Source organism: Streptomyces sp. NPDC046261 (assembly GCF_040646235.1).
In the GTDB taxonomy this organism is placed as follows: domain Bacteria; phylum Actinomycetota; class Actinomycetes; order Streptomycetales; family Streptomycetaceae; genus Streptomyces.
On the sequence record NZ_JBEYZU010000016.1, the window covers coordinates 128,055 to 134,372 of the forward strand.

The following is a 6,318-nucleotide window of genomic DNA, read 5'->3' on the forward strand; positions in this document are numbered from 1 at the left end:
TTCGGATCCTGTGGGAGTCATCAGTCCTCGTACAACACAGCCGGTCATTTTCGGAGTGGGTGCCGATCATAACCAGCCAATTCCAGGAACATCAGTTGAGGTTGGCGCACAGGATTGGTAAAGGCACTCAAGAGGGGTTCATCGCGAGTTGCGGTGATTGTCGACTGTGCCGGGAAATCGGGCGGATCGCACGCCGAGGTCAGCAGGACGCCGACAGGCCCGCACCGGAGATGGGGCTTGCCGTGAGCTGTGAGGCTGCCGCGCGCTATGAGGCCGACGGGCTCGCCTCGCGGAAGGCCGCCGCCCACTCCGCGGTGGCCCGCAGGGCACCGAAGGTGTAGAAGTGCAGCTTGACGGCGCCGTGCCGCTGCTGATCGTAGCCCTCGGAAAGGGCACGGACGAACCGGTCGGGGCCGGCCGTCCCCATGAGGTGGGTGAGGGAGAGGCCGTACTTCCGGGCGATGCCCGCGCTGGTCCCGACGCCGAACCGGGCCGCGTACCCCAGCAGCCTGCGCACCCCCGCGGGCCCGGGCACACCGACCCTGACGGGCAGGTGGATGCCACGGTCACGCACCTCCTCGATCCATCTGAGGACCGGGTCCGGGTCGAAGCCGAACTGCGTGATGATGTGACCGGACATGCCACGCTCGGAGAGCGCGGCGGCCTTCTGCTCCAGCGCCGACCACAGACGCGGGCCGGTGATGGCCGGGTGCCCCTCCGGGTAACCGCAGACACCGACCTCCCGGACGCCGTACTGCTCCAGCAGCCCGGACCGGATCAGTGCCAGGGAGTCCTCGTACGGCCCCTCCGGCACGGCCGGGTCGCCACCCACCGCGAACACCTGTCCGGACGTCCCGTCCGCCCGGAGTCGGCGGAGGAACTCCTCGAACGCCGCGCGTGAGGGCATGCGACGGGCCGACAGGTGCGGGACGGGCTCGAAGCCGAGGGCTTTCACCGCACGGGCGGCGGTGAGCCGCGTCGACATCTCCTCGTTGCCCAGGAAGGTCACGTTGACCCGCGTACCCGCGGGAAGGAGGTGTCCGGCCTCTTGGAGGGCCGGGCCGTCCTTGCCGGTCATTTCCAGGGAGAAGCCCTCGAGCAGCAGGCGGGCGGCCCCACCGGGCGAGGCGGTACGAGAATCCATCGTGCTCCGTAAGACGTGGGACGACCCGACTGTACGAGCCCAGCGGGAGGCGAGTCACCTTACTTGCGCGGCGAATGCCTCATACGCCCGCTGGTCGAAGAGGACGAAGCGGACCTCCTCCACCGACGTCCTCGCCTCCCGGACCGTCTCGACCGCGATGCGCGCACCGTCATCGATCGGCCAGCCGTAGATTCCCGTGGAGATCGCCGGGAAGGCGACAGTCCTCGCGCCCAGTTCATCGGCCGCCCGCAGCGACTCGCGGTAGCACGAGGCGAGAAGCTCCGACCGGTCCTCGTCGTGGGTGAATCGTGGCCCCACCGTGTGGATGACCCAGCGGGCCGGGAGCCGGCCCGCCGTGGTGGCGACCGCCTTGCCCGTGGGCAGGCCCTTGCCGTAGTGGGAGGCCCGCAGGGCGCGGCAGGCGGCGAGGATTTCGGGGCCGCCGGCGCGGTGGATGGCGCCGTCGACGCCGCCTCCGCCGAGGAGGGAGGAGTTCGCCGCGTTGACGATGGCGTCGACGTGCTGTTCGGTGATGTTGCCCTGGACCAGGGCGATCGTGACCATGCCGCCATCCTCGGCCATCGGCGGACGGCGCGGCGAGCCGTTTACCGCTGGCGCGCCGACGCCGTGTCAGGGCCGGGTGGTGAGGGCCTGTTCGGTGGCTTTCAGCAGGTCCGACAAGTACTGCTGCGCGTGCGGCGCTCCGGCCAGTGCGGCGGCCTGGCCGGCCCAGAGGTTGACGTAGTCGGCCTTGCCCTGGTCGGCGGCGGCCTGGCGGATCGGTCGCATCAGGGTGTTCTGGAGCGGGTAGGGCGGCACGTCGTTCTCGTGGGCGGACATGTCGCGGACGAACCGGTTGGGGATGCCGCGTGCGGTGCGGCCCGAGAAGAGGCGGGTGAGCACGGTGGTACGGGCCTCCGGGGCGCGCAGGGCCCGGCGGTGGATCTCGCTCGCGCCGGACTCGCGTGTCGCGAGGAAGCCCGTACCGATCTGGACGGCGTCCGCCCCGAGGGTCAGGGCCGCCGCGATGCCACGGCCGTCGGCTATGCCGCCCGCCGCCACGACGGGCACCGACACCGCGTCCGCCACCTGCGGCACCAGGGAGAACGTGCCGACCAGCGATTCGTGGACCGGTCGCAGGAACGCCCCGCGGTGCCCGCCCGCGTCGCTGCCCGAGGCCACGACGACGTCGAAGCCGGCCTCTTCCAGCGCCACGGCCTCGTCCACCGTCGTCGCCGTGCCGATCAGGACGATGCCGCGCCGCCGGGCCTCGTCGAACACCCGCTGCGGCGGAATGCCCATCACGAAGCTGATGGCGGGAGGCCGGGCGGCGAGCAGGGCGTCGACCTGGTCATCGAAGTCCGGTGTGCCGGCGGCCGGGGCGTCCGGCGGCCACGCGAGCCCCAGTTCCTCGTAGTACGGGCGGAGCCGGTCCGCGTGCCGGGCCCACTCCGCGCGGTCCGGGTGCGGTCCGGGCTCGCCGGGCTGCGGGACCCAGAGGTTGACCGCGAACGCGCGGGCGGTGCCCGCCTTCAGCTTCCCCACGGTCTCGGTGATCCGGTCCGGTTCGAGGATGTGTGCCCCGTACGAGCCCAGTCCGCCGCCTTCGGACACGGCGACGGCCAGCGCCACCGAGGAGAGACCGCCGCCGAAAGGGCCCTGGACGACGGGGTGCTCGAGCCCCAGCAGCGCGCCGAGCCGGCCGGGCCTCATGTCGCCACCTCCGTGCGGGCTCGGTGTGCGGGAACGGGAGTGAGGGGCGGTAGGGACATGAGTGTCCTCCTGAGCGAGTCGGTGCCGGCAGGCCGTTCGAGGCTGCCGTCACCCGCAGAGTAGACGACCGGTCAACTAAACACCAGAGCCCGGCCCGCCCGGTAGTTGACCGACCGTATACTCGCCCCCATGGGACGGACCAGCAGCGCGCGAGAGCGCCTCCTCGACGCCACCCGCGAGCTGATGGGGACACGCGGCTACACCGCCCTCGGCGTGGCCGAGATCTGCGCCCACGCCGATGTGCGCAAGGGCAGCTTCTACCACTTCTTCGCCTCCAAGCAGGCCCTGACGCTCGAGGTGATCGACGCCCACTGGAGCCGCCAGCGCGCCGACTGGATCGCCGTACTCGGCGCCGCCGCCCCGGCCCTGCAGCGGCTCCGGAACCTCTTCGACGGCATGACACGGCTCCAGCGCCAGGCGCGTCAGGACACCGGCGCGGTCAGCGGGTGCCTGCTGGCCAATCTCGCCCTCGAACTCAGCAACCAGGAGCCGGCCGTCCAGGCCCGTCTCCAGGAGATCTTCGACGAGCAGATCGCGCTCGTACGGGCCACCCTCGAGCAGGCCGCCGCCGAGGGCCGCGTCCCGGTGGCGAGCACCGGCGAGGAGACCGCGCGCGCCGTGCTGGCTCACCTGGAGGGCATGGTGATGTTCGCCAAGCTCGCCAACTCACCGGAACTCCTCGACGGCCTCTGGTCCCACACGCTGCTCCTGCTGCGCGCCCCCGGGCAGGAGGCGCGCTGAGCCTCAGTCGGAGGTCTTGTCGCCGATCAGTTTTCCGGAACGGGCGTCGATGATCGTCTCCGTTCCGCTCTGAGCGCCTGGTTTGACGGTGTTCACCTGCCAGACGGTCGTTCCGGAGGCGTCGCGGTCGATCTCCATCGACTTCAGGTCCTCGCCGTGCCGGCGGCCGGCGGCCAGCTTCACCGCTTCCTGGGCGGAGATCTGTACGTCCTTGAGCTTGGCGACGTCGTCGTCCGGCGTCATGTCCTGGCGCTTGTTCACCACCTTCGTGCCGTCCTCGGAGACGGTGAGGTTGTACTGGTCCTTGCCGTTCGACGCGGTCTTCACATCCCATACCGGGCCGCCCTCCGCCCCTGATTCCCTCTCCAGGTCGAAGGACTGTCCGCCCGGCACGTCGCGGTCGGCGGTGTCCAGGGCCTTGATCGCGTTGCGCACGGAGGCCGTGAGCTCGGCGGTCCCGGTGGGCGCGGTGCCGGTGGGGCTGGCCGGGGCGCCGGGCGAGGGGCTGTGCGTGCCGGTGGCGCCGCCGCCTTCCTTGCCGGAATCGGAGTCCGCACAGGCGCTGAGGCCGAGCATGGCCGCCGCCGCGATGACAAGGGTGTATTTCGTGGTGTTTTGTCGCATGCGCAAATGCTGACACCTCCCACTCCAACGTCAGGGGTGCCACGTACCCCCATGAGCGTGAGTTACGCGTCCGCGCGAGCCGCCGGAGAGCCACAGGGAGGAGCCACAGGGAGGAGCCACAGGAGAGTCATTGTCGCGCCCCTGACAATCACGGTCCGGGCTGGCACGCTCGACAGCGGCACACGTTCCCCCGCCGCCGATGCCGGAAGGAACCGACATGGCCCTCCCACTCCCCCGCCCCCGCGGCCGCGCCATGGCCGCCGGCGCCTTCGTCGCCGCTGTCGCCCTCGTCGCGGGGCCGCTGAGCGCTCCCGCGAGCGCCCGGACAGCGCCCGCCGCCACGGCGTCCGGGGCCGCACGGCACGCCGTCGGTGTCGGCTGCGGAACGGCGGTAGGAAAGGTCACGCTCGACACCACCTACAACCCCGGCACCGGACGGTACGAGCTCACCGACCCCAGACGGGGCGACCACAAGACCTACGACATGAACCAGGCCACCTCGGGAACCGGCACCCTGGTCACCGACGACGACAACGTCTGGTGCGATGGCGGCCGGCAGTCGGACGCCGTGGCAGCCCACTACATCCACTCCGTCTTCTGGGACTACTTCCTCGCCGCACACGGCCGCAAAGGCATATTCGGCGACGGCCGGGCGGGCTGCAGCCGCGTCCATCACGGCGTCGATGTCGTCAACGCCTTCTACGGCACCTGCATGACTTACGGCGACTCCAAGCCTCCCTACGGCCCCCTCACCAGAATCGACGTCGGTGTGCACGAGACGAGCCACCGTGTCACCGCGGCCACCGCGAACCTGGGCTTCAGCGGGGAGTCCGCGGCCCTCGGCGAGGCGACGAGCGACATGTTCGCCACGGCGGCCGAGTTCCACGCCGCGAACCCGGCGGACCCGGGCGACTATCTCGTCGGCGAGGACACGCGGCTCAACGGCGACGACGGCCCCCTGCGCCACATGGACCAGCCGTCCAAGGACGGCCACTCGAAGGACTACTGGTACTCCGGCATCGGCAATACCGACCCCCGGGACGCCGCCGGCCCCGCCAACCACTTCTTCTACCTGCTGGCCGAGGGCAGCGGCCCCAAGGTGATCAACGGAGTCCCCTACGACAGCCCGACCTACAACGGCACCCCGGTCACCGGCATCGGGCGCACCGCCGCCGGAAAGATCTGGTTCAAGGCGCTCACCCAGCGCATGACCTCGAACACCAACTACCACGCCGCCCGCTCGGCCACCCTGTGGGCCGCCGCCGAGCTCTACGGAGCAGGCAGCCGCGAGTACCACGGGACCGACCGTGCGTGGGCGGCGGTCAACGTCACGTAACCGACAGTGAGCGCGGTCGGCATGCGAAAGGGCGGCGGCACCCGGTGTGGGTGCCGCCGCCCTTTCGGCGTTTCGGATGCCTGCCGGCTCAGTAGGCGGAGTTGACGTTGTCCATCGAGCCGTACTTGTCGGCAGCGTAGTTGCAGGAAGCAACGATGTTGGCGACCGGGTCGTACGGGTCCCACGAGGTGCCCTCGACATGGAACGCCTTGAACGTCGGGTCGATGATCTGCAGCAGACCCTTCGACGGAATACCGGCAGCGGCGTTCGAGTCCCAGTTGTTGATCGCCCGCGGGTTACCCGTCGACTCACGCATCACATTCTTCTTGATGCCCGCATAGGTACCCGGGATGCCCTTGGCCTTCATGATGTCCAGGGCCTCATTGATCCAGCCATCCAGATTGTCCGCATACACCTTCTTCGCCGGAGCGGCAGGCTTGGCGGGGGCAGCGGGCTTGACCGGCTTGCGCTCGGTCGAACGGCTCGCGGCCTCCTTGCCGGCACGCTCCTTCTCCGCGTCGGCCTTCGCCTTGGCGGCGGCGTCCGCGCCGGCCTTCAGCGCGGCCTTCGCCTCGGCCTTGGCCTGGACAGCGGCCTCACCCTCCAGCTGGGCCAGCGCGGCGTCCTGCGTCTCACCGAACGACTGCGCGCTCCACGCCACCGGCTTCACCGAAGCCGACTCCGCCGCGGCGGCCGGCAC

Annotated in this window: 7 protein-coding genes; 2 read left to right on the forward strand and 5 right to left on the reverse strand. The window is 70.5% G+C overall.

All coding sequences use genetic code 11. From position 1 onward, the window contains the following. Positions 1-265: 265 nt before the first annotated feature. The 3 genes from ABZ956_RS24425 to ABZ956_RS24435 form a co-directional block, all read right to left on the reverse strand. The gene (locus ABZ956_RS24425) at positions 266-1,144 is read right to left on the reverse strand and encodes a methylenetetrahydrofolate reductase (RefSeq protein WP_361897480.1); all 879 of its coding nucleotides are present in this window, start codon (positions 1,142-1,144) and stop codon (positions 266-268) included. A gap of 54 nt (positions 1,145-1,198) precedes the next feature. Beyond that, positions 1,199-1,708, reverse strand: coding sequence for an O-acetyl-ADP-ribose deacetylase (locus ABZ956_RS24430; protein ID WP_361897483.1), 510 nt, complete (start codon positions 1,706-1,708; stop codon positions 1,199-1,201). 66 nt (positions 1,709-1,774) lie between these two features. After that, positions 1,775-2,857 (reverse strand): nitronate monooxygenase, encoded by a 1,083-nt coding sequence (locus tag ABZ956_RS24435; protein WP_361897485.1) that lies wholly within the window; start codon positions 2,855-2,857, stop codon positions 1,775-1,777. A 189-nt stretch (positions 2,858-3,046) separates the two neighbouring features. On the opposite strand from ABZ956_RS24435, the gene ABZ956_RS24440 reads away from it, so the two are divergent. Next, entirely contained in the window at positions 3,047-3,658 is a 612-nt protein-coding gene (locus ABZ956_RS24440) for a TetR family transcriptional regulator (RefSeq protein ID WP_361897488.1), read from the forward strand. A 3-nt stretch (positions 3,659-3,661) separates the two neighbouring features. Here ABZ956_RS24440 and ABZ956_RS24445 read toward each other — a convergent pair whose 3' ends face one another. Then, positions 3,662-4,282, reverse strand: a complete 621-nt coding sequence (locus ABZ956_RS24445; RefSeq protein WP_361897491.1) for a PepSY domain-containing protein — start codon at positions 4,280-4,282, stop codon at positions 3,662-3,664. Positions 4,283-4,535: 253 nt separating this feature from the next. On the opposite strand from ABZ956_RS24445, the gene ABZ956_RS24450 reads away from it, so the two are divergent. After that, a complete protein-coding gene (locus ABZ956_RS24450) occupies positions 4,536-5,618 on the forward strand; it encodes a M4 family metallopeptidase (protein WP_361897505.1) in 1,083 nt (360 codons plus the stop codon). Between the two features lie 88 nt (positions 5,619-5,706). On the opposite strand, the gene ABZ956_RS24455 is transcribed toward ABZ956_RS24450, so the two are convergent. Then, positions 5,707-6,318 (reverse strand): transglycosylase SLT domain-containing protein (locus tag ABZ956_RS24455; RefSeq protein ID WP_361897494.1); only part of this gene is annotated, 612 nt, incomplete at its 5' end.

Bases quoted from the DNA above. Each gene is read 5' to 3' on its own strand.
- ABZ956_RS24450 (WP_361897505.1), top strand. From the start codon at position 4,536: ATGGCCGCCGGCGCCTTCGTCGCCGCTGTCGCCCTCGTCGCGGGGCCG.
- ABZ956_RS24430 (WP_361897483.1), bottom strand. From the start codon at position 1,708: ATGGTCACGATCGCCCTGGTCCAGGGCAACATCACCGAACAGCACGTC.
- ABZ956_RS24435 (WP_361897485.1), bottom strand. From the start codon at position 2,857: ATGAGGCCCGGCCGGCTCGGCGCGCTGCTGGGGCTCGAGCACCCCGTC.
- ABZ956_RS24425 (WP_361897480.1), bottom strand. From the start codon at position 1,144: ATGGATTCTCGTACCGCCTCGCCCGGTGGGGCCGCCCGCCTGCTGCTC.
- ABZ956_RS24445 (WP_361897491.1), bottom strand. From the start codon at position 4,282: ATGCGACAAAACACCACGAAATACACCCTTGTCATCGCGGCGGCGGCC.
- ABZ956_RS24440 (WP_361897488.1), top strand. From the start codon at position 3,047: ATGGGACGGACCAGCAGCGCGCGAGAGCGCCTCCTCGACGCCACCCGC.